Annotated in this window: 24 protein-coding genes; 12 read left to right on the top strand and 12 right to left on the bottom strand. The window is 67.1% G+C overall.

Going from position 1 to position 25,507, the window contains the following annotated elements; translation table 11 throughout:
• From FBZ87_RS29295 to FBZ87_RS18950, 8 genes are all read left to right on the top strand, one after another.
• Nucleotides 1–1,649 (top strand): beta strand repeat-containing protein (locus tag FBZ87_RS29295; protein WP_425465734.1); only part of this gene is annotated, 1,649 nt, incomplete at its 5' end.
• 183 nt (nt 1,650–1,832) lie between these two features.
• A complete protein-coding gene (locus FBZ87_RS18980) occupies nt 1,833–2,393 on the top strand; it encodes a hypothetical protein (RefSeq protein WP_145612136.1) in 561 nt (186 codons plus the stop codon).
• Nucleotides 2,394–2,601: 208 nt separating this feature from the next.
• Nucleotides 2,602–4,332: an O-linked N-acetylglucosamine transferase, SPINDLY family protein gene (locus tag FBZ87_RS18975; RefSeq protein WP_246134483.1), complete on the top strand. Its 1,731-nt coding sequence runs from the start codon at nt 2,602–2,604 to the stop codon at nt 4,330–4,332.
• 48 nt (nt 4,333–4,380) lie between these two features.
• Entirely contained in the window at nt 4,381–4,977 is a 597-nt protein-coding gene (locus tag FBZ87_RS18970) for a hypothetical protein (protein WP_145612135.1), read from the top strand.
• Between the two features lie 77 nt (nt 4,978–5,054).
• On the top strand, nt 5,055–7,178 hold the full coding sequence (locus FBZ87_RS18965; protein ID WP_186454841.1) for a tetratricopeptide repeat protein: 2,124 nt from the start codon (nt 5,055–5,057) through the stop codon (nt 7,176–7,178).
• Nucleotides 7,179–7,192: 14 nt separating this feature from the next.
• Nucleotides 7,193–7,987 carry a glycosyltransferase family 2 protein gene (locus FBZ87_RS18960; RefSeq protein ID WP_145612133.1) on the top strand — a complete coding sequence of 265 codons (795 nt, stop codon included), beginning with the start codon at nt 7,193–7,195 and terminating at the stop codon, nt 7,985–7,987.
• Nucleotides 7,988–8,000: 13 nt separating this feature from the next.
• Nucleotides 8,001–8,723, top strand: coding sequence for a glycosyltransferase family 32 protein (locus FBZ87_RS18955; RefSeq protein ID WP_145612132.1), 723 nt, complete (start codon nt 8,001–8,003; stop codon nt 8,721–8,723).
• A 270-nt stretch (nt 8,724–8,993) separates the two neighbouring features.
• Nucleotides 8,994–10,148 carry an alanine racemase gene (locus FBZ87_RS18950; protein WP_246134482.1) on the top strand — a complete coding sequence of 385 codons (1,155 nt, stop codon included), beginning with the start codon at nt 8,994–8,996 and terminating at the stop codon, nt 10,146–10,148.
• A 3-nt stretch (nt 10,149–10,151) separates the two neighbouring features.
• Here the strand turns inward: FBZ87_RS18950 and FBZ87_RS18945 are convergent, their stop codons facing one another.
• The 3 genes from FBZ87_RS18945 to FBZ87_RS18935 are packed head-to-tail and all read right to left on the bottom strand — an operon-like array spanning nt 10,152 to nt 13,501.
• Nucleotides 10,152–10,979 (bottom strand): crotonase/enoyl-CoA hydratase family protein, encoded by an 828-nt coding sequence (locus FBZ87_RS18945; RefSeq protein WP_145612131.1) that lies wholly within the window; start codon nt 10,977–10,979, stop codon nt 10,152–10,154.
• Nucleotides 10,980–11,009: 30 nt separating this feature from the next.
• Nucleotides 11,010–11,444: a nuclear transport factor 2 family protein gene (locus FBZ87_RS18940; protein WP_145612130.1), complete on the bottom strand. Its 435-nt coding sequence runs from the start codon at nt 11,442–11,444 to the stop codon at nt 11,010–11,012.
• Between the two features lie 11 nt (nt 11,445–11,455).
• On the bottom strand, nt 11,456–13,501 hold the full coding sequence (locus FBZ87_RS18935; RefSeq protein WP_145612129.1) for an oxidoreductase: 2,046 nt from the start codon (nt 13,499–13,501) through the stop codon (nt 11,456–11,458).
• A gap of 128 nt (nt 13,502–13,629) precedes the next feature.
• Here FBZ87_RS18935 and FBZ87_RS18930 point away from each other — a divergent pair, with 128 nt between their 5' ends.
• Both FBZ87_RS18930 and FBZ87_RS18925 read left to right on the top strand, forming a co-directional pair.
• Entirely contained in the window at nt 13,630–14,178 is a 549-nt protein-coding gene (locus FBZ87_RS18930; RefSeq protein WP_145612128.1) for a PadR family transcriptional regulator, read from the top strand.
• Between the two features lie 22 nt (nt 14,179–14,200).
• Nucleotides 14,201–14,623: a hypothetical protein gene (locus FBZ87_RS18925; RefSeq protein WP_145612127.1), complete on the top strand. Its 423-nt coding sequence runs from the start codon at nt 14,201–14,203 to the stop codon at nt 14,621–14,623.
• Between the two features lie 26 nt (nt 14,624–14,649).
• Here the strand turns inward: FBZ87_RS18925 and FBZ87_RS18920 are convergent, their stop codons facing one another.
• Nucleotides 14,650–16,242, bottom strand: coding sequence for a Na+/H+ antiporter (locus FBZ87_RS18920; RefSeq protein ID WP_145612126.1), 1,593 nt, complete (start codon nt 16,240–16,242; stop codon nt 14,650–14,652).
• Nucleotides 16,243–16,499: 257 nt separating this feature from the next.
• On the opposite strand from FBZ87_RS18920, the gene FBZ87_RS18915 reads away from it, so the two are divergent.
• Nucleotides 16,500–17,381: an AraC family transcriptional regulator gene (locus tag FBZ87_RS18915; RefSeq protein ID WP_186454840.1), complete on the top strand. Its 882-nt coding sequence runs from the start codon at nt 16,500–16,502 to the stop codon at nt 17,379–17,381.
• 29 nt (nt 17,382–17,410) lie between these two features.
• Here the strand turns inward: FBZ87_RS18915 and FBZ87_RS18910 are convergent, their stop codons facing one another.
• A complete protein-coding gene (locus tag FBZ87_RS18910; protein ID WP_186454839.1) occupies nt 17,411–18,478 on the bottom strand; it encodes an aldose epimerase family protein in 1,068 nt (355 codons plus the stop codon).
• Nucleotides 18,479–18,696: 218 nt separating this feature from the next.
• Here FBZ87_RS18910 and FBZ87_RS18905 point away from each other — a divergent pair, with 218 nt between their 5' ends.
• Complete coding sequence (locus tag FBZ87_RS18905; protein WP_145612123.1) at nt 18,697–19,035, top strand: helix-turn-helix domain-containing protein; 339 nt, start codon at nt 18,697–18,699, stop codon at nt 19,033–19,035.
• On the opposite strand, the gene FBZ87_RS18900 is transcribed toward FBZ87_RS18905, so the two are convergent.
• The 7 genes from FBZ87_RS18900 to FBZ87_RS18870 form a co-directional block, all read right to left on the bottom strand.
• Nucleotides 19,007–19,702, bottom strand: a complete 696-nt coding sequence (locus tag FBZ87_RS18900; protein WP_145612122.1) for a DUF1275 family protein — start codon at nt 19,700–19,702, stop codon at nt 19,007–19,009. The two genes, FBZ87_RS18905 and FBZ87_RS18900, sit on opposite strands and share 29 nt — an antisense overlap.
• A gap of 4 nt (nt 19,703–19,706) precedes the next feature.
• Complete coding sequence (locus FBZ87_RS18895; RefSeq protein ID WP_246134481.1) at nt 19,707–21,131, bottom strand: alginate export family protein; 1,425 nt, start codon at nt 21,129–21,131, stop codon at nt 19,707–19,709.
• A 56-nt stretch (nt 21,132–21,187) separates the two neighbouring features.
• Complete coding sequence (locus tag FBZ87_RS18890; protein WP_145612120.1) at nt 21,188–22,081, bottom strand: VOC family protein; 894 nt, start codon at nt 22,079–22,081, stop codon at nt 21,188–21,190.
• A gap of 14 nt (nt 22,082–22,095) precedes the next feature.
• Nucleotides 22,096–22,533, bottom strand: a complete 438-nt coding sequence (locus FBZ87_RS18885) for a DoxX family protein (protein ID WP_145612119.1) — start codon at nt 22,531–22,533, stop codon at nt 22,096–22,098.
• Nucleotides 22,534–22,535: 2 nt separating this feature from the next.
• Nucleotides 22,536–24,431, bottom strand: a complete 1,896-nt coding sequence (locus FBZ87_RS18880; protein WP_145612118.1) for an amidohydrolase — start codon at nt 24,429–24,431, stop codon at nt 22,536–22,538.
• A 3-nt stretch (nt 24,432–24,434) separates the two neighbouring features.
• Nucleotides 24,435–24,713 carry a XapX domain-containing protein gene (locus tag FBZ87_RS18875; RefSeq protein WP_145612117.1) on the bottom strand — a complete coding sequence of 93 codons (279 nt, stop codon included), beginning with the start codon at nt 24,711–24,713 and terminating at the stop codon, nt 24,435–24,437.
• Nucleotides 24,714–24,777: 64 nt separating this feature from the next.
• Nucleotides 24,778–25,431 (bottom strand): hydrolase, encoded by a 654-nt coding sequence (locus FBZ87_RS18870; RefSeq protein ID WP_145612116.1) that lies wholly within the window; start codon nt 25,429–25,431, stop codon nt 24,778–24,780.
• Between the last annotated feature and the right edge of the window lie 76 nt (nt 25,432–25,507).

The following is a 25,507-nucleotide window of genomic DNA, read 5'->3' as shown; positions in this document are numbered from 1 at the left end:
CGGCGCAGGTCAGCCAGCTGACGACGGCGCAGGTGTCCAACCTCAGCAGCGACAACCTGAACGCCTTGACCAGCGCCCAGGTGTCGAAGCTGACCGCCGCCCAGGTCCAGTCTCTGACCACGGATCAGCTGAATGCCCTGACCACGGCGGACGTGCAGGAACTGACGACGGCCCAGATCGGCCAGCTGACCACGGCCCAGGTCTCGAACCTGAACACCACCAATGTGGGGGCCCTGACGACGGCGCAGGTTGCCAATCTGACGACGGCGGACGTGCAGCAGCTGTCGACCGACCAGCTGGCCTCGCTCAGCACGGCGGACGCCCAAGCGTTGACGACGGCGCAGATCGGCGCGCTGTCCACCAGCCAAGTGTCCGGCCTGACGACCAGCAACCTGAACGCGCTGTCCAGCAATCAGGTGGCGAAGCTGTCCAGCAGCCAGATCCAGGCCCTGACCACGGATCAGCTGAACGCCCTGACGACTGCCGATGTGCGTGAGCTCAGCAGCGCCCAGATCGGCCAACTGACGACGGCGCAGCTGTCGGCCCTCAGCACCACCAATGTGGCGGCGCTGTCGACGGCGCAGGAAGCCGGTCTGACGACGGCCCAGGTGGGTGCCCTGACCACCGACCAGGTCTCGGCGCTGGGAACGGCGCAGATCACCGGCCTGTCGACGGCTCAGGTGAAGGCGCTGAACTCCGACCAGCTGAACGCCCTGTCCACGGCCACGGTGACGAAGCTGAGCAGCACCCAGGTCCAGGCTCTGTCGTCGGCCCAGCTGTCCGGCCTCAACAGTGACAACCTGTCGGCTCTGACCAGCAACCAAGTCCAGGCTCTGACCAGCGCCCAGGTCCAGTCGCTGACCAGCACCCAGCTGAACGCGCTGTCCACCAGCGATGTCCGGGAGTTCACGACCGCTCAGATCGGCCAGTTGACGACGGCGCAGGTGTCGAACCTGACCACCAATGTGGTGACGGCGTTCAGCACCGCCCAGGTGGCCAGCCTGACCACCGCTCTGGTTCAGGCCCTGACCTCCGACCAGCTGAACAGCCTCAGCACGTCGGATGTGCGGGCCCTGACCACGGCCCAGGTTTCATCCCTGACGACGGCGCAGGTGTCGACGCTCAGCACGGATAACCTGAACGCCCTGAGCACGGCCCAGGTGACCAAGCTGACGACGACCCAGGTCCAGTCGCTGACCACGGCTCAGCTTTCGGCCTTGGGCAGCAGCCAGGTAACCGGCCTGAACAGTGCCCAGGTCAAGGCGCTCTCGACCGATCAGCTGGGGGCGTTGAGCACCACGGATGTCCGGGCGCTGAGCTCGTCACAGGTTCAGGCTCTGACGACTAGCCAGCTGTCCGGTCTTACGACCGACAACCTGTCGGCCTTGTCCAGCAGCCAGGTGGCGGCCCTCAGCAGCGCCCAGGTGCAGTCGCTGACGACGGCCCAGATCAGCGCGCTCACCACGGCGGATATTCGGGAGTTCACGACCAGCCAGGTGACGAACCTGACGACGGATCAGATTTCCGGGTTGACCACCGACCAGCTGTCGAACCTGACGACGGCTCAGGCCAGCGTGTTCACCTCGGCCCAGGTCCACGCGTTCAATACCGATCAAGTCAACGCTTGGCTGACGGGCCTGTCCGGGTAAGGATGTAAGAGTGGCGTAATGGATCGGGCCGGGGGTGCGGGGCAGCATCTCCGGCCCGTTCAGGGGCGGGTGCCAGAGGATTGAGGGGCGCTGAGCCTCTCAATCCTCGGTGCTTTTCAGGGCCCTCGATTCGTGGTTAAGGCATACGTCCCGATAGTGGGGACGCGTGCGGGGTTGGGGTTCATGGGTAACGATCCGGTGTCATCGCGGCCGATAGGCGGGGTGGTCAGCAGGACCGCCCTAACTAAGGCTACGCCTGCCAGCCGGATCGATACCGACTTTCAGAAAGCCCTGGCCAAGGCGGGCGCTACGGCGGAGCCATCCAGGGCCGCCCAGAGCAGTACCCCGGCGGATGCCGTCCGTATCTCTCAGCAGAGTATGCTGTCGGGCGTGGCGGCGTATAATATGGCGGCACAGGCATCGCCGGCGATGCCGGGATATCAGCGGCCGGTGGTTCGGGTTGGTGACAACGTGACGACGAAGAACGAAAAGTCCGAGAAAGGCGCCTTCCGGCTGTCGCCCTCGCGCCAGCTGCAGGGCAGCACGGCCTATGCCAAGGTCGTGCAGACCCAGACGGCCGTCGCTCAGGCATCGGGACCGCAGAATGGCGGTGCCCAGGCCGCCGCGACCCCCGTTAACGGTGCGACCTCCGCGCCGGCGTCGCCGCCACCGGCTGAAACAGCGGCACCGGGCAGCGAGCAGGCTAAAGTTGCGGATCGCTCCACCGTCAATATCGTGTTATGATTCCATTTGATATTTCAGGAGCTAAGAAGTCCTGAGGTGCTTTATTCATGGAACGTCGACCGTGGCCTCTGCTGCTTCCATTACACATCAGGCACCGCTGCAAACCGCTGACGTTATCGAATACCTGACCGCCAGAGCGTGGAAGATCCCGCCGGGGATCGAGGAAACGGCATTTCGTTACCTGGTGGGCCGCCTGGATTTCCCGGCCTTGCTTGGCTTGGTCGAGGCGGCGCGGGAGGCCGCCCCCTGGATGCGGCCCGCCTCGCTGTACCAGCTTTGGCTGGATGAGGTGCCGGTCGACACCACCTTGCGGCATGCGGCCTATTTCAACCTGGGTGTGGAACTGGCCAATGTGGGCGACACGGTTGCGGCCGGTGCGGCCTACAACGCCGCCCTGTCGTTGAAGTCCGATTTCCTGATCGCCGCCATCAACCTGGGCCTGATGTCCGAAGGCCAGGGCAAGCATGACGAGGCGCTGGAGATTTGGCGCCGATCCATCCAGCCCGATGACATGCGTACCACTCTGCTGAATCAGCGGGGCCGCCTGCTGGAACGGCTGAATCGGTTCGAGGAGGCGGAACGGGAGCTGTACCGCAGCCTGCTGACCGTGCCCAAGCAGTCCGACGCCATCAGCCATTGGGTGCATCTGCGCCTGAAGATGTGCGCCTGGCCCGTCTATTTGCCCATTCCCGGCCTGACCAAGGATGACATGGTCGCCAGCTCCGGCGGCCTGACGCTGATGTCGCTGTTCGACGAGAACGCGGTGGTCAACCGCTGGGTCGAACAGTGGATTTCCCGCTTCGGCACGCCGGAACGGCTGGCTCCGGCGCAGGGCTACGCCCATGAGAAGGTGCGCATCGGATACCTGTCGTCTGACTACAACCTGCACCCCGTCAGCATGCTGATGGTGGAGCTGATCGAGAAGCACGACCGGAGCAGGTTCGAGGTCTATGGCTATGACATGGGCCTGGATGACAACAGCTATCTGCGGCATCGCATCCTGGGCGCCTTCGACCAATGGTTCCGCGTCGCGGAGATGAGCGACGACCAGGTGGCGGCGCTGATGCGCCAGCATGAGCTGGATATTCTGGTTGACCTCAACGGTCTGACCGATGGGTCGCGCCCCGGCATCGTCCGGCGCAAGCCGGCACCCGTCCAGATCACCTACCTGGGCTTCGTCGGTTCGCAGCCCATTCCTGAGCTGGACTACGCCATCGTCGACGATTTCGTGGTGCCGAAGGACTTGGCGGGCGATTTCCACCCCAAGCCACTGTACATGCCCATCTGCTATCAGGTGAACGACAGCAAGGCGCTGGTGGATCCATCACCCACGCGGGAAAGTGTGGGCTTGCCGGCGGACAAGTTCGTCTACACCTGTTTCTCCAATACCTACAAGATCACGGAAGAGGTCTTCGACGCCTGGATGCGCATCCTGGGTGGGGTGGATAATTCCGTGCTGTGGCTGCTGGCCCGCACGCCGTGGGCGCGGCAGAACATGCAGGAACGGGCCCGTGCCCGGGGCATCGATCCCGGCCGCCTGCTGTTCGCCGGCCCGGCCAGCCCGGCGCAATACCTGGCCCGCCTGCCGTTGGCCGACGTGTTTCTGGACACCTATCCCTATAACTCCGGCACCACGGCCAGCGACGCCTTGCGCATGGGCCTGCCCATCGTCACCCTGTCCGGCAAGACCTTCGCCTCGCGCATGGCGGGCAGCCTGCTCCGCACCGTGGGCCTGCCCCAGGGCGTGACCACCAGTGTGGACGATTATGTGAAACTGGCGGTGAAGCTGGGCAACAAGCCCAAAGAGTACAAAGCATTTCGCGATGCGCTGGCGGGCGGCGAGGCTTGGCGGCGCACCCTGGGCGACACCGACCGTTTCGTCCAGGAACTGGAAGAACGGCTGCTGGCCATCCGGGTCACGCCTGGCAAGGCCGGCTGACACCGGGACGCGGACGGTCAAGGGGCTGCACATCCAACGGTGGGTCGCATGGGAACACTGCGTCATTTCAATCTCAAGGGCCTGCTGGACGCCTATCAGTGTCAGGTCTATCTGGAGACCCTGACAGGGACGGGTGACAATGTGCTGCATGCCGCATCTTTTGGATTTGAGCGGCTGTTCTCCGCCGAAACCGCGACGGAGGCCCTGAACCAGGCGCGTGCGCGCCTGGTGGATATGCCCCGGGCCCAGCTGCTGTACGCCACCTGCGAGGATGTGCTGAAGGCTGTGGTACCCTTGGTCCCGGCGCAGCTTCCCATACTGTTCTGGCTGGATGGCCATCAACCCGGTGCCGCCTACCATCAGGCCAAGTACGGCCCCGGTGGGAATGACGCTCTGTGCCCGCCACTGGAAAGCCTGATGACGCAGTTGCGCCAGTTGCGGCCGCGCAGCCGCGATGTGATCCTGGTGAATGGTCTGCGCGCCTATGAGGACGGCCCCTACGCTGATGGCGCCGTGCCGGTGCCTGAGCACAAGCTGGCCTTTTATGACCGAAACATCGATTTCGTCTTCCACCAGTTCCGCCACACTCACACTATCGTCCGCGACTATGCCGATGATGGTTATCTGGCGCTGACCCCGCGGTGACCGGTGCCTGCGGCTCGGTTGGGTCTTTTTCTCGACGCGTCCCGGGGCGGGACGCTGCCGGTATGCGGAGTAGCGTGATGGCGGATGAGACGACCAAGCAGATGCTGCGCCGCGCTGCGGACGGGCGGTTCGCCCGCCGCTGGATCGTGGGCGATGGGATAGACATCGGCTGCGGCCCCAGCCCCTTGGGTAACCTCCGGGACTATTTTCCGCTGATGAAGTCCGCCCGGTCGTGGCATCTGCCCGATGGTGACGCCATGCTGATGGAAGGGGTGGCGGACAACAGTTACGATTTCGTCCATTCCAGCCATTGCCTGGAAAAGCTGGTGGACCCGGTGCGGTCGCTCGGCAACTGGATCCGCATCTGCAAGCCCGGCGGCCACCTGATCATCACCGTTCCGGACGAGGATATGTATGAGCAGGGCATGTGGCCCTCCATCTTCAACCAGGACCATAAATGGACCTTCACCATCCTGAAGCCGCAGAGCTGGTCGCCGAAGTCGATCAGCGTCGTGCAGGTGCTGGATCTGTTCAAGGAAGAGGTGGAGGTGCTGAAGCTGGAGAAGCTGGACAGCGGCTTCCAGTATGACGCGCCCTTGCGCGACCAGACCCTGAAGGGCACGTCGGAATCGGCCATCGAGGTCGTGTTGCGCAAGCGGAACAAGGGCTGGGGCTTGGGTGCTGCGGCCGACGACAGTGCGGCGCGGTTCGCCCAGGTGGCGCGTCGGCAGGAAATCGGCACCAAGTTCGCCGAGGCCATCGGCCTGCATCAGCAGGGCCGTGTGGGGGAGGCACACGCCGCCTACACCGCCATCCTGGCCGCCGATCCGGACAATCTGGTGGTCATGAACAACCTGGCCCTGATTGCCCCCTTCCCGGACGCCGAGCGCCTGCTGCGTCGCGCGCTTGAGATCAATCCCGCCTACGTTGACGCCCTTTTGAACCTGGGCAACCAGTTGGTGGCCAACCAGCGTGCGGAAGAGGGGCGGGATGTGCTGCGCCGGGCGCTGGCGGCGGCTCCTGACGACCCCCGGGTCATCAACGCGCTGTCCCAGGCCTATGACGCGCTGGGGGCCTATGAGGACGCGGTAGCCCTGCTGCAGGAAAAGGGTGGTCTGCTGGGCAACCTCGACGACGTCTACTGCCGTCTTGGCAAATACGCCGAGCACCTGGGGCGGACGGACGAGGCGCTGGCCTACCTGGCCAATGCGCTGCGCATCAACCCATCGCATGTCGAAGCCAACATCTATACCGGCCGCCAGCACCTGCGGAAGGGCGATTTCGTCAAGGGGGCGGAGGGCATCGCCTGGATTTGGCATGGCCGTATCACGGAAAGCCAGATCGGCCTGTTCATGGATCCGGCCGGCCAGCCCATCCGCCAAGACGGACGCACCATCGTGCTGTCGGCCGACAGCGGCCTGGGCGATACGCTGCAGTTTGTGCGCTACGCCCGGCCGCTTAAGGCCCTCGGCGCCCGCGTTGTCGTGGAATGCCAGCCGGAACTGCTGCGCCTGGTGGCCGCCATGCCGGAGGTGGATGAGGCGGTGGCCATCGGCGAGCTTTCCGCCGGGTTCGACCTGCGCCTGCCTCTGCACAACCTGATGGGCGCCTTCCGCACCACGCTGGCGACGGTGCCGGCGGAGGTGCCCTACCTGGCCGCCCCCGCGGATGAGGCGGCGGCGTTTGCCCAGCGCTTGGCCGCGCACCAGGGCCTGCGCATCGGCCTGTGCTGGGCGGGCAACCCAAACCACCCGCGCAACAGCAGCCGCTCCGTGGCGCCGGACCTGCTGGCGCCCCTTCTGAACCAGGCGGGGGCCAGCTTCTTCTCCCTGCAGAAGGGGGGGGATGGCGCCGCCCTGGGCTTGGTCGACTGGACGGCGGATTTCGCCGACATGGCCAACACCGCGGCCCTGGTACAAGGCCTGGACCTGGTCATCAGCGTGGATTCCGCCGTGGCCCACCTGGCGGGCGCACTGGGCCGGCCGGTATGGCTGCTGAACCGCTTCGACAGTTGCTGGCGCTGGCTGGAGGCGGGGATGGAGACCAGCCCCTGGTATCCTAATCTGACGCAGTTCCGCCAGCCGGCACCGGGTGAATGGGGGCCGGTCATGGCGGCGGTGACGGCGCGGTTGGCGGAGGAGATACAAACCCCTGGCGCGGCCGACAAGCCCGCCGCCGGCCGCAAGGCGGGCAAGCGCTGACCGTCGAAACCGCCATGGCCGCCCAACCCGACGTCACCGTCATCATTCCCACGCACAAGCGGGCGCACCTGCTGCGCCGCGCCCTGGAATCCGTCAAGCAGCAGCCGGCGGCGGTGGAAGTCATTGTCGTTTCCGACGCCACGGATGGGGGGACGGACCGCGCCTGCGCCGCATGGCTGTCGGCGGACGACATCTACATCCGGCGCAACGGCGCCCCCGGCCCTTCGGCCAGCCGCAACCTGGGCCTGTCATTGGCGCGCGGGCGCTATGTCCTGTTCCTGGACGATGACGACGCCTGGCACGCCAACTTCATCCCCGCCCTGCTGGCCCAGCCCGCGGTGCAGCAGGGGTTGGCCGTTTACGCCAACAGCAGCGTCGTCACCGAACGGCGGGGGCCGGATGGGCCGGAGTTCCTGGACGAGGGCTTCATGGACGTGGCCGGACGCCTGACGCTGGAGATTTACATCAAGAATCAGGTCCACATGTCGTGCTTCGCCTTTCCGCGGACGCTGCTGGCGGGGCTGGAGTTCGACGTGTTCATGCGGGCCTATGAGGATTGGGATTTCATGCTGGCCGTCATCAACCGGCAGATGCCGGTGCACGTGCCGGTGCTGGCCTCCCGCATCTTCGAGGTGAAGGACGCGACGACGGACCGCCGGGGCGACAGCCGCGCGGCCAACGACTACAACGTCGTCATAGACTATCTCTACGTCTACCGCCGCCACCCCGCGCCCAATGCGGACATCGCCCAGCGGCGGGTGTCGCTGATGAATGGCCTGGGCATCCCGGCCACCCCTTCAATGCTCTAACGGCCGCCTTATCATGACAGCCCCCGGGACCGCCAAGCCGCATGACCTGGACGCCTTCGCCGGCCGCATCGTCTTCTGCCTGTGGACGGGGCCGGAGATCATGTCGGATGCCCGCTTGCGGGCGCTGTGGACCATCTTCCGCAACACCGGCTGCGGCGTCGCCTTCATCACGCGTGAGACGGTGGGGGATTGGGTGAAGCCGGACTTCCCCCTGCACCCCGCCTGGCCCTATCTCAGTTCCACCCACAAGGCGGACTATCTGCGCTGCTACCTGATGCACCACTATGGCGGTGGCTACACGGATATCAAAAGCACCTCCAAGCGGTGGGGGCCGTTCTTCGACCAGCTGGCGGCGTCGGACAAGCTGGCCCTCGGCTATCAGGAGCTGGCCCACGGCATCCCGCACATCACCGGGGAGTTCGGCGACCTGCTGCGCCGCTCGCATCAGGAGCTGATCGGCCTCTGCGCCTTCATCTTCAGGAAGGGCACGCCGCTCACCGCCGCCTGGCTGGCGCGGACGGAAGCGCTGCTGGACCAAAAGCTGGAAGCGCTGCGGCGTCATCCCGCCATCCATCCCCTGGACCAGACGGGCGTGCTGCTGCCCAACGGCCAGCCCTCGCCCTATCCCTTGCGCTGGGCGGAACTGCTGGGGGAAATCTTCCACCCCCTGACCTATGAACAGCGCCACCGGCTGCTGCTGTCCCCCATCGACCCCAGCTTCGCGTCGTATCGCTAGGCGGGCTGCGATGTCGGGCAGGTCTGGTGCGCAAGCCAGGCGCCTCAGAAACGTCATGGTCCGCCCTGGAACCGGCGCCCGGCTGGCGGGTTGCAGGTGTCCGCGCGTCCCTTCCCATTCGGGCGGACCGGGGCGCGCGGGGCTTCATCTTCCTTCCTACCCACCTTCAGGCCCGGTTCGTTCACCCGATCGAACCGGGCTTTTCTTCTGGGGACGGGGCCGTCCGCGCGCTATCTTCGGCCGCTTTCGACCGCCGGCAGGAGAGCCCTGGTGACCCGTCCCGTCCTTCCCCCCGATCTGGAGACGCCCCTGCTGTTGCTGGACGAGGGGCGGATGGCGGCCAACATCGCCCGCATGCAGAGACGCATGGACGCGCTGGGGGTGCGCTTCCGGCCCCATGTGAAGACGGCCAAGTGCCTGGAGGTGGCGCGGCACCAAGTGGCCGCCGGCGCCCGGGGCCTGACCGTGTCCACCTTGAAGGAGGCGGAGTGCTTTTTCGCCGCCGGCTATGGCGACATCCTCTACGCCGTGGCCATCGCGCCGCCCAAGTTCGATCACGCTCTGCGCCTGGCCAAGGCCGGCGTGCGCCTGACGCTGGTGGTGGAATCGGTGGCGGCGGCGGAGCGCCTGTCCCGCCATGGGCGGGAGAACGGCCATGTCCACACCGTGCTGATCGAGGTCGATACCGACGGCCACCGCTCCGGCATCCATCCGGAGGCACCGGCGCTGCTGGACGTGGCGGCGGCCTTGACGGTCGAAGGCGGTGGCGGCGCCCGCCTCGATGGCGTCATGACCCACGCCGGCAGCTCCTACGGCCTCAACACGCCCGAGGCGCTGGCGGCCATGGCGGAGCAGGAGCGGGCGGGCTGCGTGCGCGCGGCCGAACGCCTGCGCGCCGCCGGCCATGCCTGCCCGGTGGTCAGCGTCGGCTCCACCCCCACCGCTCTCAGCGCCCGGCACCTGGAGGGTGTGACGGAGGTGCGTGCCGGCGTCTATGCCTTCTTTGACCTGGTGATGGCTGGGGTGGGTGTGTGCGCCGTGGACGACATCGCCCTATCGGTGCTGTGCACTGTCATCGGCCACCGCGCCGACACGGGCTGGGTCATCACCGACGGCGGCTGGATGGCCATGAGCCGCGACCGGGGCACCCAGCGCCAGGCCAAGGACCACGGTTATGGCCTGGTCGCCGCCATCGACGGAACGCCCGTTGCCAATTTGGCCTTCCGCGATGCCAACCAGGAACACGGCGTGCTGCACTGGACGGGGGCGATCGGCGCCGACCTGGAGGCCCTGTTCCCCATCGGCGCCCAGCTGCGCATCCTGCCCAACCACGCCTGCGCCACCGCCGCCCAGTTCGACGCCTATACCGTCCTGCCCAAGGATGGTGGTGGTCTTCGCCGCTGGGACCGGTTCAACGGCTGGTAAGGTTCAGGGCCTGAAGCTGCGTTCACGGAACTGCGGCGGCTTCTTTTCCAAGCCGGCGCTGAGCGCGATGCGCCAGTTGGGGCCCCGCATGATCTTGAACTGGATGCGGCGCTCGGCCGCGAAGGCGCCCCGGATGCTGGCGCTCCAGGCGCGCTGGAACAGGGCCTTGGCGCCGGCCACCGCATCGGGGGAGCGCGCGCACAGCTCGGCCGCCAACGCTTCCGCCGCCGCCATGGGGTCGTCGGCCACCTCGGTCACCAGGTTCAGGGCCTTGGCCTCCGTCCCGCTGATCACCTGGGCCGTCATGGTCAGACGCTTGGCCACGTCGATGGGCACCAGCTCGCGCAGGGACACGCTGCCGCTCATGTCCGGGATCAGGCCCCACTTGCCCTCCATCACCGATAGCTCGCAGTCCGGCGTGGCGATGCGAAAATCGGCGGCCAGCGCCACCTGCAGGGCGCCGCCATAGCAGCGGCCATGCAGCACGGCGATGACCGGCACCGGCAGCTCGCGCCAGCACCAGCAGGTGCGCTGGAACAGGTTGGTGCTGCGGCCCAGGGTGACGAAGGCCTTCACCACCTCCCACGGCTTCCGGGTCACGGCGGCGAAGTCCAGCCCGGCGCTGAAGGCCGGCCCGTCGCCGCTGAGGATGACGGCGCGGATTTGCGGCTGGCGCCGGATGGTGGCGGCCGTGCGCACCAGTTGGCGCAGCGTGTCCAAATCCAGGGCGTTCAGCTTCTCCGGCCGGGTCAGGCGGACATGGGCAATGGCACCCTCGATGTCCAGGCCGACCCTCTGGGGGACCGCCCTCTGGGGGACCGCATGTGTCATGGTTTCCGCTCCCTCGGGCGCCGGGCTTGGTCAGATCCGCTGCTTGTGCGCGGGCAGGGCATGGGCCAGGCGGCGGCTCATTTCCTCGCCCAGGGCCTGCAGGCCGCTCATGGGGCGGACCATCACCTCGAACTCCACGATGCGGCCCTGCGCGTCGAAGCGGATCATGTCGATGCCCTTCAGCGCGCGCTCGCCCACCTTGGCGCTGAACTCCAGCACCACGTTCAGGCCGTCGGCGTCGATGAACTGGCGGTGATAGGCGAAATCCTGAAACACCTGGATGACGGTGCCCAGGATGAGGACCAAGGCCTGCGCCGGGCCATAGGGCGTGAACGCCATGGGGGAACGGAACACCGCCTCCGGATGCACGATGGCGGGCAGGAAGGACAGGTCGCGGCGAGCGACGCCGTCGTGCCATTTTTCCAGGCTGGCGGCGACGGCGGGATGCAGCGGCAGGTCGGTCATGATGGTCTCCGTCAGAGGGTGGCGGCCAGGCGGCTGCCCTGGTTGATCGCCCGCTTGGCGTCCAGTTCCGCCGCCACGTCGGCACCGCCGATCAGGTGGACCGCGACGCCCGCCGCCTTCAGTGGTTCGTGCAGCTCGCGCAGCGGTTCCTGCCCGGTGCACAGCACGATGGTGTCGGCCTCGATCACCGTGGGATTCTCCCGCTTCTCGCCGAAGGTGATGAACAGGCCGCCCTCATCGATGCGCTCGTAATTCACGCCGGCCAGCATCTGTACGTTCTTCATCTTCAGCAGGCGGCGGTGAATCCAGCCGGTGGTCTTGCCCAGCCCCTTGCCCAGGCCGCCGGACTTGCGCTGCAACAGGGTGACCTCGCGCGCCGGCGCCGTGATCTCCGGCCGCGTGACGCCACCGCGCGTCGTGGCCGGGTCGGTCACGCCCCACTCCGCCTGCCATGCCGCCAGGTCCAGGGTGGGGGAGGGGCCGTCCTGCACCAGATACTCGCTGATGTCGAAGCCGATGCCGCCGGCGCCGATGACCGCCACGCGGCGGCCCACCGGCTTGTTGTGGCGCAGCACGTCCAGGTAGGTCACCACCCGGCCGCTGGCCATGCCGGCCTCCTGCCCCGGGATGCGTGGATCGCGCGGGGTGACGCCCGTGGCCAGGATGACCGCGTCAAAGCCGCCGCCGATCAGGTCTTCGGCGGTGACCTTGCGGTTCAGGTGGAGGGTGACGCCCGTCAGGTCGATCTGCCGGCGGAAATACCGCAGCGTCTCATGGAACTCCTCCTTGCCGGGAATACGCTTGGCCATGTTGAATTGGCCGCCGATCTCGCCCGCCGCCTCGAACAGTTCCACGGCGTGACCGCGCTGCGCGGCCACGGTGGCGGCGGCCAGGCCGGCCGGGCCGGCACCCACCACGGCGATGCGCTTGCGCACAGCGGCGGGGGCGTAGGTCAGCTCCGTCTCATGGCAGGCGCGGGGATTCACCAGGCAGGTGGAAATCTGCGCCTTGAAGGTGTGGTCCAGGCAGGCTTGGTTGCAGCCGATGCAGGTGTTGATCTCATCCGCCTTCCCGGCGGCGGCCTTGTTCACGAACGCCGCGTCCGCCAGCAGGGGCCGGGCCATGGACACCATGTCGGCGCAGCCATCGGCCAGGATTTGCTCCGCCATCTCCGGCGTGTTGATGCGGTTGGTGGTGACCAGGGGGATGCCGACATTGCCCTTCATCTTCTTGGTTACCCAGGCGAAGGCTCCCCGGGGGACGGAGGTGGCGATGGTGGGGATGCGCGCCTCATGCCAGCCGATGCCGGTGTTGATCAGGGTGGCGCCCGCCGCCTCCACCGCCTTGGCCAACTGCACCACCTCCTCCCACGTGCTGCCGTCGGGGATCAGGTCCAGCATGGACAGGCGGTAGATGATGATGAAATCCGGGCCCACCGCCTCGCGCGTGCGGCGCACGATTTCGACGGGCAGGCGCATGCGGTTCTCATAGGATCCGCCCCAGGCGTCGGTACGCTTGTTGGTGTGGGTCACCAGGAACTGATTAATGAAGTAGCCCTCGGACCCCATGATCTCCACGCCGTCGTACCCGGCCTCCCGCGCCAGCAGGGCGCAGCGGACGAAGGCGCGGATCTGCCGCTCGATTCCGTGCGCGCTCAGCGCGTGCGGGGTGAAGGGGCTGATGGGTGACTTGATGCGCGACGGCGCGACGGCGAAGGGGTGATAGCCATAGCGGCCGGTATGCAGGATCTGCAGCGCGATCTTGCCCCCCTCCGCATGCACGGCCTGGGGGATAGGACGGTGGCGCCGCGCGGTGGACGTCAGCGCCAGGGTGCCGCCCATGGGCTTGGTCCAGCCGGCGATATTGGGCGCGAAGCCGCCGGTGACGATCAGTCCCACCCCACCCGCCGCCCGCTCCCCCAGATAGGCGGCCAGGCGGTGCAGGTTCTGACGGCTATCCTCCAGCCCGGTATGCATGGACCCCATCAGCACGCGGTTGCGCAAGGTTGTGAACCCCAGGTCCAGCGGCTGCAGCAGGTGGGGGTAGGGGGTGGTCATGGTGGGGCGCCCGTCTTTTATTATGCAACTTGTTGCATAATGGGGCAGCCGGCTCATTTATGCAACTGGTTGCATAAAGGCGGTCCGGCCGGGTACCGTCAGGGGCCGCATTCTTGGATCGAGCCGTCATGTCCCTGCCTCACGCCCTGCTGACCGCCTTGTTGGAGCGCCCCTGCTCCGGCTCCGAATTGGCGGGCCGTTTTGACCGTTCCATCGGCTTCTTCTGGCAGGCGACGCATCAGCAGATTTACCGCGAGCTGAAACGGCTGGAGGAACTGGGCTGGATCACGGCCTTGGAGCCGGAGGCCGGCCGGGGCCGCAAGCGCGCCTATCAGGTGCTGCCCGCCGGGCGGGAGGAACTGCGCCGCTGGACGGGGGAGGCACAGGAGCCCAAACCCCTGCGCGATGAACTGATGGTGCGCCTGCGGGCGGAGGCGGTGATCGGCCCCACCGACCTGGTGCGCGACATCGAAAGCCGCCTGGCCCAGCATCTGGAAAAGCTGGCCCTGTATCAGGAGATCGAACGGCGCGACTTCCCCAACGGTGCCGACAGCCGCCAGCGGGAGCTGCAGCATCTGGTGCTACAGGCCGGCGTGATGGCGGAAACGCTATGGGTGGACTTCTGCCGCAAGGCCATCGCCGTGCTGGCGGCGGATGAGGATATGGCGACCCGTTAAACGCTTTGATATCGGAGGGCACGTGGAATTCTATGCCTCAGCTGAAGTTTTCCAGCCCGCGTATGCGGCTCTGGATGTGGCGCGTCGCTGCGTCGGTCCATTTCTCAGCGCGGCATTTGCCACGTCTAGCCTTGCGAGTGTTGACGCGAAGATACGATATGTTCCAACCGTCATGCCGGAAGGTATGAGACTGCGATATCCGGCTCGTTCAAAACTGAAAAAAAAAGAGCGGCTATACGACTGCGCGCCACAGCTCAACTACGAGGTTTTCGTTACTGGAAACTTTGAAGATCAACTCCGGGAATACCTTCGAGGAATTGCGGAATCGGCCCCCCACTTGGCCGAACTTGGCACATCGCCCGAGCAGATCGCTGAATTCGAGGCCATTCTTGACAGTGCCGTCGGCCGGATTATCGCTGAGCGGCCAGACCAGACGAGGCATTAGCGGAAATAGCCATAACGCCGAGGAGCTTACCCCAACCTCATTCTCGACGTGCTGGCCGCCATCTCCTGCAAGTCCAGCTCATATTCCAGGACGTGCAGCACGTCGTCGTGGATGCGGCCGGTGCGGTGTAGGCGCAGCACCTCCGTCCGTCCGGCGGCGATGGTGGCCAGGATCACGTCGTAGTGCTCGCTGCGGTCGGCGCTCAGCACGTCCCGCTCCTTGGAGTAGCGCTCGGCCACCCGGGCGCGGTGGGTGTACTGCTCCAGCAGGCGGGGGTGGCGCACGCTGCCGTCGGCATTATGGGCGCGGGCGCGCACGGCCTCCAGCTGGGCGGCGGCGACGGCGGCCATGGCCTGGGGGGCGGTCAGCACCGCACCCTGGTGCCCGGCGGACTTGTCCAGGCCTAGCCAGCGGATCAGGGGGCCCAGGCTGCTGCCCTGGATCAACACGGTGCCCAGGATGACGGCGAAGGCGGCGGCCAGGATCAGGTCGCGTCCCGGCACCCCGGTAGGGATGGACAGGGCCACGGCCAGGGTGACCACACCCCGCATGCCGGCCCAACTCAGCAGCAGGGCGCTGGCGGGGGACCATAGTGGCCGTCGCTTCACCAGCAGGCCCAGGATCTGGCCCGCCCCTTCCGCCGCGAAGACCCAGAGGAAGCGGGCGGCCACGACGGTGCCCAGCACGGCCAAAACCGGCACGGCCAGGGTGCCCAGCGCGTGTTCCACACCGCCCAGGCGGCTCATCACGCCGCGCAGCGACAGGCCGATCAGGATGAAAACCAGGGCCTCCAGCACGAAGACCATGACCTGCCAGGCGGCGGTGCTCATCAGGCGCACGCTGGCGGTGAAGACCTCATGCTGGTGCCAGCCCAGCACCAGGCCGGCGGCCACCGTGGCAATGACGCCGGAGACGCCCGCCGCCTCCCCCAGGATATAGGCGGCCCAGGGCAGCATGAAGATGGCGGTGATGGTCAGGTGCTCATGTTTGAGCAGGCGCAGACCCCGAATCCAGAGATAGCCCAGAACGCCGCCCACGATGACGCCGCCCACCGCCAGCCCGGTGAAGGCCAGGGTGGCCTGGCCCAGGCTGAAGGCGCCGGTCAACGCCGCGGCGATGGCGAAGCGGAACAGCACCAGGCCGGCGGCGTCGTTCAGCAGGCTTTCCCCCTCCAGCAGCACGACCAGGCGGCGGGGCAGGGTCACATGCTCCAGCACCGCCTTGGCCGCCACCGCGTCGGGGGGTGAGACCACGGCGCCGAGCGCGAAGCACACCGCCCAAGGCAGGTGGGGCACCAGCATATGGGTGACCACGCCCACGGCCAGGGTGGTGAACAGCACCGCGCCGATGGCCAGTTGCAGGATGGCGGCCAGGTTGCGCCGGAACTCCCGCCAGACGGTGTAATAAGCTCCATCCATCAGCAGCGGTGGCAGGAACAGCACCAGCACAAGGTCAGGGTCCAGGTCGAAGGTCGGCACACCCGGCACGAAGGCCAGGCCCATCCCGCCCATGATCAGCGCCGCCGCCGGCGGCAAGCCCAAACGGCCGGCCAGCAGCCGCAGGCCCAGGATGGCCACCAACAGCAGCAGGATGAATTCGAACTGCCCGACGCTGCTCATGATTCCCCAATGATTTACTGGCAAAACACTTTTCCACGCGAATGAAGGCCACCGTAGGGCCCCGGTGCGCGACCGTTCTTGTCGGATGCGCGTGGATTTGAACGATAGTCCCGCCAAAACGGCGGGATGGTGGAGTGGATGCCGGCGACGGTTCTGCCACGGCCTTGCCTTTCGACAACCCGTCCCCAGCGGCTGTAGTCTAGAGGGGCACCCCCTTCGGGGGGAAGCGGGATCGCGCCAACCAGATGGGGGAGATCATGCCGGACACACACTTGGCCAGTGCCCGCCCGGATGGGCCGCGCGCCACGGGCCTGCGGGCGGGCGACACGCAGGTCCTGCGCCTGCGCCAGGACCACCCCGCGAGCCGCGACCGGCAAGACATCCCGTGCCTGGACATGTTTTCCGTCATCATCCAGCTGCGCGATTTTCCCCGGCATGAGCTGTGGCGCGGCGGCCGCCTGGTCTTTGCCGGCGGGCACGCCCGCATGGCCTTGTCCGTCACCCACTTGGGGGAGGGCTGGGCCTGCCGCCACCTTTCATCCTTCGACAATGTGCGCGTCCAGATTCCGCGCGCCAGCTTGAACGCCCTGACGGAGGAGCTGGAGCGCCCGGCGATCAGCGGCTTCGCCTGCGCGCGGGGCACGGTGGACCCGGTGGCCTATGGCTTGGCGTCCGCCTTGCTGCCGGCACTGGACGTGCCGGATCGGGGCAACCGCCTGTTCGTGGACCAGGTGGCCCTGGCCCTGACCATCCACGTGGCCCAGACCTATGGCGGCATGGCCACGCTGGCGCCGTCGGCCGGCCGGCGCACGGGCGGCCTGTCGCAATGGCAAGAGGCGCGCGCCAAGGAGTTCCTGATGGCCAACATGGGCGGTGACGTCGCCATCGCTGAGGTGGCGGCCGAATGCGGCCTGTCGCGCAGCCATTTCATCAAAGCCTTCCGCGAAACCACCGGCCAGACGCCGTATCGCTGGCTGCTGGACCATCGCGTGGCCCGCGCGCGGGAGCTGCTGCGCGGCCCGCTACCCATCGCGGAGATCGCCTTGGTTTGCGGCTTCGCTGACCAAAGTCATCTGACCCGCGTCTTCGCCGCAGCCACGGGCATGCCCCCGGCGGCTTGGCGGCGGCGGCAGGGGTAGCTGACGCTCTTAATTTCCATATCGTGCCCTCACCGCCCCACCGTAAACACATAACGGGTGGTGGAGTGGAAGGTTTGGCCCGGTCGCAGGATGGTCGACGGGAAGGAGGGGTGGTTGGGGCTGTCCGGGAAGTGCTGGGATTCCAGGGAAAAGCCGTGGGTGGGCACGCCGTTCAGGGCGGGCGGCTTGGCCGGCAGGTAGAATTGCAGCCCGGGCTCGGTGGTGTACACCTCCATCATGCGGCCGGAGGCTGTGTCGGTCACCGTGGCCACGAGGGTCTTCAGACCGGGGGCGGACAGGACGAAGTTCTGGTCCATGCCGCCGCTGCCCAGGATGGCGCTGAAGCTCGTCGAATGGCGCAGGTCGAAACGGGTGCCGTCCACCGGCTTGACGCTGCCGTCGGGGATGGCGTCGGGGCTGGTGGGGGTGTAGCGATCGGCGGCGATGGTGACGGCCTGGCCGGTCATGGGCTGCCCGGCGCCCGCCAGGTTGAAGAAGGCATGGTTGGTCAGGTTGACCACCGTTGGCTTGTCCGTGGTGGCGGCATAGTCGATGGTGACGATGGCCTGCCCCCCGCGCCTGGCCAGGTGATAGGCCACGCTCACGTCCATCGTGCCCGGGAAGCCCATTTCCCCATCCGCCGAGACATAGTGGAATTCCACGCCGTCGCGCACGGCCTTGGCCTCCCACACCCGGCTGTCGAAGCCGTTGGACCCGCCGTGCAGGGTATGGGGCCCCAGGTTGCGGTCCACCTGGTAGGTCTTGCCGTCCAGCGTGAAGGCGCCGTTGGCGATGCGGTTGGCGAACCGGCCGATGGAGGCGCCGGCCATCACCCAGAAATCCGTCAGCTTGTCCGGTGTGTCGGGCAGGATCAGCACGTCCGACCAATGGCCGTCGCGGTCGGGCAACTGCAGCGACACCATGCGCGCGCCATAGGTGGACAGCGTCAGGCGGGCGATGTCGTTGGCGACGGTCAGCGTCTCCGTTTTCTCTCCACCTGGGCCGGTGCCCCAGGGCGCGCGCTCGACAGTGGTGTGTTCGACGGTGGCGGCCAGTGCGGGATTTCCGGCCAGCCCGGCCAGGCAAACAGCCGCCATTACGCATCGGGCGAGTACCCGCTTGGTCCCGTTCATGTTTCCTCCCTTTATAGCCACTCGGCATGTTACCGGTAACTATAGCGGCGGTGGGAAGGAAGCGCTAGCCGATGGAGAAGCCCGCCACCTTGCCATCTTCCCCCAGGCGGACGGCGAAGGGCAGGAAGACGCCGGGGCCGAAATGCAGGACGTAGTCATACCAGCGGGAAATCGCCCAGCGCATGGGCCGGCCGGTGACCTCGCTCTACCATCACCTGAAACAGATGGAGGAGATCGGGCTGTTGCGGGTGGTGGGGGAACGGCGGGGAGCGCGCCGGCCGAAGGCGGTTTACGCCATGGTGGCGGACCACCTATCCTCCTCCGCCGCTATCGAGGGGGGCACTCCGCGCTTCGAGGGCGATCAGCGCACCTTGGCGGCGCGCTTCCACGTGGTGCGCGCGGACGCCGCCAAGCTGGTGCGCATCAACCGGGCGCTGAACGCGCTGGAAGAGGCGCTGTACCAGGACTGCGAGGTGGGGGAGGAGATCCTGCTCACCGTCCTGCTGGCGCCACAGGGCTAGCCTGGACGTCGCCCGTCACCAGGACGCCGATGAAGGCGATGACCGGCGGCACGACGAAGGCCCATTCGCGCACCACCAGGAACAGGCCGGCGGCAGCGGCGCAACCGAACGCGAAGCCGATGACGCTGGCCGACATCTTGCCCAGGCGCCCCTTGGCGGCGGCCCGCGCCTCCCCCGTCACGCCGCGCATCAGGTCGGCCAGATCGATCATGATCTGGGTGGTGGTGCCAGTCATCAGGGTGGTGGGCGGCGTGGTGCTCATATGGGCGCGGTGCATGCCGTTCTGCAGGGCCATGGCGGTGACCAGCACCATGCCCGTGACGATGGCGGGCAGGGCGTCACCGTTGTGGAAGGGGCCGAAGTGGATGGCCAGGGCGGCGCCGCCGGCCAGCAGCAGCATCTTCAGCACCAGCAGGGTGCGCAGGATGGGGATCTGCCGCCGTTCCAGTCCGGCGCAGAGGAAGCGCGACAGGATCACCACCACGCAGAACACCGGCAGGGCCAGCAGCTTGGCTCCGGCGCCCGAGGTGCCCAGCACCAGGGATGCGCCGAAGGTGACGAAGTTGCCGGTGACATGGGCGGTGAACAACCCCTGCAAGGCCAGGAAACCGGCGGTGTCGACATAGCCGCCGTTGACGCTCAACAACACGGGCAAACCCTGTTTCATGGCCTTACCATCCCAGTTTGACTTCAATGCCCAGATAATCGCTGTCATGCCCGCCGGCGCGGCGCAAGGTGTCGCCGACGGCGTAGTGCACCGCCTCCACCGCCGTGGTCAGGTTGGCCGTGACGGCATAGTCCGCGCGCAACTGGCCGTATACGCCGGTCCAGGGCGTACCCTTGCCGGCGGTGCCGGGCACGGCGTTGCTGGGCTGGACATAGACGGCGTCGGCCGTCGTCTGCCGCCACAGCAGGCCCGCCGCCGTCATCAGGCTCAGCTTCGGCATCGGCTTCACCGTCAGCGATGGCTTCAGGTGGATCAGGTTGGCATAGCCGGTGTAGCCCGCCAGCGCGAAATAATAGCCATTGGGGAACAGCGGGTTGAAGGTGCCCAGCCGCCCGTCGCCGGCGCGGTCGTCGCCCGAGGCGGCATCCGCCTGCAGGCCCAGGCGCGGCGTCCAGACGACGTCGTTCAAGGTATAGCCGGTCAGGGCGCCGACCGCCCAGGACCCCACCGCCTTGGGGCCCACTGATCCCCACTGGGCCATGCCTTCCACATCCCAGTCGAAGCCGGCCGCAGCACCGGCATAGCGCAGGTCGAAGATGTCGCGCCGCTCCAGCCCGCTGGCGTCCAGGTATTTGGCGGTGTCGTTCTGGTAGCGGGAATAGTAGGCGGACAGTTCTCCCGGACCCACACCGGCATGCTCCACGCGGATGCCGCCGTATTGCAGGTGGGTGTTGGAATAGTCGTCGAACGGCTCCCCCGTGCGGTACTGCACCGGGTGGCTCCAGAAACTGATGATGCGCCAGGGGGCGGTCTCGACGTTGACCCACACGGCATCGAAGGCCTGGCGCACATTGGGCCCGTCGCGGGTGGAGACGAAGCGCTGGCGGTCGAAGCCCATTTCCTGCCGGCCGGCGCGCACCTTCAAGGTGATGTCGTCGGTGAGGTCGCCGCTGTAGGCGACGAAGGCCTGGCGCAGATCGGCCTGGTTCTGGTCGGCCGGCGTCAGGGTGGTCTTGTCGAAGGCGCGCGCATCCTCGAACTGGCCGAACAACTGCCAATGGCCATCGATGCGCAGGTCCATATGGGTCTGCAGGCGCTGGATGACGTAGCTGTCGCCCTTGCGCCCGCCGATGCCGAATAGCGGCGCCTCGTTATCCTCGAACCGCTCGCGCAGGGTCAGGCCCAGCGACAGGTAGGTCTGAGGGTTGGTGGCGTCCAGCGGGATGTACTTCAGCCCGTCCAGCGGTTCGGTGCGCAGCGCCGGATTGGCCAGGGCCGACCAATCCTCCTGCCACCGGTTGGACTTGATGGCCGGGCGGGTCGCGGCCGGGGCCACGGGCGTCTCTATCGTGTCATCCTCCTGCGCCCTGGCGCTGGCGGTAACCGCGCAGGCCAGGGCCAGGGTGCCCAGAGTGAGTGTAGATGCCATCAGGTGCCGACGGCACGGGCGCGATGACGGGTGCCGTCGGCGGATCATGACGGGTCTTAGGACGCGCTGTGGATTTCGGCGACGTAGCCGCCGGGGAACTGCACCACCACGGCCTTGCGGTGGTCGGCGGTGTAGGGCTCAACCACCACGGTCACGCCGGCGGCCTTGGCCTTGGCCAGGGTCTCATCCAGGTTCTTGACCTCATAGCCCGTCATCTCCCGGCCATAGGGCCAGGGCAGGTGGCCATCGGTGACCAGGACGGTCATCTTGCCGAAGGCGCTCTCGATGCGGATGCGGCGGTAGGTGTCGTTGGGACGGCCAATTTCCACGCCCGGGGCCTTGGCATCATCCGACACCACCTTGCCATGGCTGAAGGCCACCCAGTCCTTCACGAACTCCTTCACCTTGTGGGCGGAGACGTAGACGCGGTTCTCCGGCACGGTTTCAAAGGCGGTGTAGTTGGGCGTCGTGGTGTGCCAGTACAGCTGCATGTTCACACCACCCGGCCACTGGATGACGGTGTCGCGGCCGATGGGGTCGGGGAAGGGTTCCACCAGCACGTCGGCGCCGGCGGCGACGGCGGCCTTCGTCGCCACGTCCATGTCGGTGACCAGATAGCCCGTGCGCTCAGCGCCGAAGGGGTAGGGGATGGGAGTCTTGAAGCCGAAGAGCGAGACGGTGCCCACCGGCGTCTGCAGCAGCTGCGACGTGGTGCTGCTGGGCGTCGGCGTGACGGTGGCCACCACCTGCTTGGTGCTCTGCCCGCCGAAGGTGGCGAGGAAGCTGGCGACAAACTTGTCGACGTCCTCCACCGCCACATAGACGTGGGTGGTGTCGTACTGCGGCGCCACGGCGACGGCCGGGCTGGCGGAGGTGGCCGCCTGCGCCGCCAGGGGCAGGGCCAGGCAGGCGCCCATCAGCAAGGCGGCGGCATAAGAACGGATACGCATCGGAAAGGCTCCCATCAGGATGCGGACGAGGAAGGGGTGCGGGATTTCAGGTCATGCCAGGCCACGAGAACGAAGCCGCCGACCAGTCCCAGGTGTTCGTAAAAGGCGTTGGCGGTCATGAAACGCTCCTGCCCGGCCATCTCCCAGTAGCGGTTGGCCACGAAGGTCGCGAACAGGGTGAAGCCGGCCAGGGCCAGGGCGCCCAGCCACCGCAGACGGCCGCTGAGGATCATCGCCGACGCCCCCAGCTCCAGCACGATGACCGCCGCTGCCAGCGCGGGATAGGCCGGCATGCCGAAGTGCGCCAGCTCCGCCACCGCACCGCCAAAATCCAAGGCCTTGTTGATGCCGCCCTGGATATAGGCGGCGCAGAGGCCCAGCAGCGCCACCCACCGGACGGCGGGGGGCGTCAGCAGGCGGGCGGCGGGCTGGACCAATGAGGCCGTCGCCATGATCAGACGGCCCAGCAGGCGCAGCCCAAGGCGCCCCAGAAGGACTTCAGGTCGCGGATGGGCAGCTTGGCCGACCAGGCGGTAGCGTGGCTGTGGCCATGCACGCCGCAGGCGCTGTCACAGCCGCAGGACTGGGCCGCCTGGCGTTGCAGCTTCGTGTTTGTCGGTTCCAGCAGGTTCCAGGCGCCGTAGCCACCAAAGGTCCGCACCGGCGACCAGTCGGGCATGGCCGGCGGGATGGGGGCGGCGTCGTGGCCGGCGAAGTCGCCGGCGCCGTAAACCACCTTGCCGCCCACCACGGTCAGCAGGGCGGTGGTGTCGGCGATCTCATCCTCGGCACAGGCGAAGAAATCGCGGTCCGGCACGATCAGGTCGGCCAGCTGGCCTTCCTGGATACGGCCCTTCTTGCCCTCTTCATTGGAGAACCAGGTGGTGTTCTCCGTCCACATGCGCAGGGCCGTCTCGCGGTCCAGGCAGTTGGCGCGAGGGTAGAGGTGCAGGCCACCCACAGTCTTGCCGGTGATCAGCCAGGCCAGCGAGACCCAGGGGTTGTAAGAGGCGACGCGGGTGGCGTCGGTGCCGGCGGAAACCTTGACGCCCTTTTCCAGGATGCGCGCCACCGGCGGCGTGGCGGCAGCGGCACCCAGGCCATAGCGCTCGACGAAATATTCGCCTTGGTAGGCCATGCGGTGCTGCACGGCGATGCCGCCGCCCAGGGCCGCGATGCGATCGATGGATTCGTCGGAGATGGTCTCGGCGTGATCGAAGAACCAGTTCAGGCCCTCCAGCGGCACGTCCTGATTCACCTTTTCGAACACGTCCAGCGCGCGGCTGATGGTTTCGTCATAGGTCGCGTGCATGCGCCAGGGCCAGCGGTTCTGCGCCAGGATGCGCACCACCTCTTCCAGGTCGCCTTCCATCTCCGGCGCCATGTCGGGGCGGGGCTGGCGGAAATCCTCGAAGTCCGCGGCGGAGAACACCAGCATCTCGCCGGCGCCGTTGTGCCGGAAATAGTCGGTGCCCTGCTTGTAGGTCGAGGTCCGCGTCCAGTTCAGGAAGTCGTCCTTCTCGCCCTTGGGCTTCTGCGTGAACAGGTTGTAGGCGAGGCGGATGGTCAGCAGGTCCTCATCCGCCAGCTTCTGGATGACCTCGTAGTCATCAGGGTAGTTCTGGAAGCCGCCGCCGGCGTCGATGGCGCCTGTCACGCCCAGCCGGTTCAGTTCCCGCATGAAATGGCGGGTGGAGTTCACCTGGTACTCGAAGGGCAGCTTGGGCCCCTTGGCCAGGGTGGCGTACAGGATGGCGGCGTTGGGCTTGGCCAGCAGCAGGCCGGTGGGGTTGCCCTTGGCATCGCGCAGGATCTGGCCGCCCGGCGGCTCCGGCGTGTCCTTGGTGTAGCCCACGGCGCGCAGGGCCGCACCATTCAGCAGCGCGCGGTCATAAAGGTGCAGGATGAACACCGGCGTGTCGGGCGCCACGGCGTTCAGCTCCTCGATGGTGGGCAGGCGCTTTTCCACGAACTGGTGCTCGGTGAAGCCGCCGACCACGCGCACCCACTGCGGGGCGGGGGTGATGGCCACCTGGCGCTTCAGCATGGCCATGGCGTCGGCCAGTGACCGCACGCCGTCCCAGCGCAGCTCCATGTTGAAGTTCAGGCCGCCGCGGATGATGTGCAGGTGGTTGTCGATCAGGCCGGGCAGGACGCGGCGACCCTTCAGGTCGATCACCTTGGTGGCCGGGCCGGCATGGGCCATCACCTCATGCTCCCCACCGACTTTCAGGAAGCGGCCGTTCTTCACGGCCACGGCGGTGGCGGTGGGGTTGGCGCGATCCAGCGTGGTGAACAGGCCGTGATGCAGGATCAGGTCGGCCGTCTGGACATCGGCAGCGGTGGTCATTTCTCAGGTCCCTTTAGCGGTATCGGGTGCGGCGGCGGCCTTGGGGCCCCCCTGCGGCAGGTGGCCGAACATGTGCGGACGCACCTGTTCCTGCACCCAGGACAGGGCCGCCGGCTCCTTGGCCCACAGTGTCTTCACCAGGGGCGGGATCTGCTCGCCCACCAGGATGCCCAGCAGGCCCACCAGGGCGACCACGGGCGGGGCGGGGGACCGGACGTTGATCAGGGCGTAGATGACGCCCACCAGCAACCCGGCGCCCAGCGACAAGAGGTAGACTTTCATGGGGCGTTCTCCCTGCCACCAGAAGAAGGACGCGGCCGGGCGCATGCCCGGCCGCGCTGACGGTTCAGCCCTCGTGGGCGTTGAACATGGTCTTGGCGTAGGTGATTCCCAGGCCGTAGGCGCCGCCCCACTTCTTGGCGATGCCGGTGGTCATGTCATAGGTCTCGGTCCGGGCCCAGTCGCGCTGCAGCTCCAGCAGGTACTGCAGGGCGGTGATGGGACGGGCGCCCGCCTGGATCATGCGTTCCACCGCGCGCTCGTGCGCCTCGGTCGAGACGTCGCCGCAGGCGTCGGTGATGACGTAGACCTCAAAGCCCTGGTCAATGGCCGACAGGGCCGGGCCGACGATGCAGACGCTGGTCCACAGGCCGGACAGCACGATGCGCGACTTGCCGATGGCGTTGATCTGCTTGATCACCGCGGCGTCTTCCCAGGTGTTCATGGACGTGCGGTCCAGCAGGTCCTGGCCGGGGAAGGCGTCGGTGATCTCGGCGTACATCGGGCCGGAGAAGCTGCTTTTCGCCACCGTGGTCAGGATGGTCGACACCTTGAAGCCGGCGGCGGCGTTGGCCACCAGGGCCGCATTGTTGCGCAGCGTGATGGCGTCGATCGAATGCGTCGCGAAGGACATCTGCGACTGGAAGTCGATCATGATCAGGGTGTGATCGGTGGGGGTCAGCAGCTTGGCGCCGGGGGTGGGCGTGGCCGTGATGGACATGGTGTTTTCCTCGCGAAAGCTGGCGGGATTTCGAAAATGCTGCCGGACAGGATGGCCGGCACGAGGGGGAAAATGC

The sequence above is a fragment of the Nitrospirillum amazonense genome, from assembly GCF_007828035.1.
GTDB classification, from domain to species: domain Bacteria; phylum Pseudomonadota; class Alphaproteobacteria; order Azospirillales; family Azospirillaceae; genus Nitrospirillum; species Nitrospirillum amazonense.
Note: the sequence above shows the minus strand (reverse complement) of the source record. Positions and strands in the feature narration are given on the sequence as shown.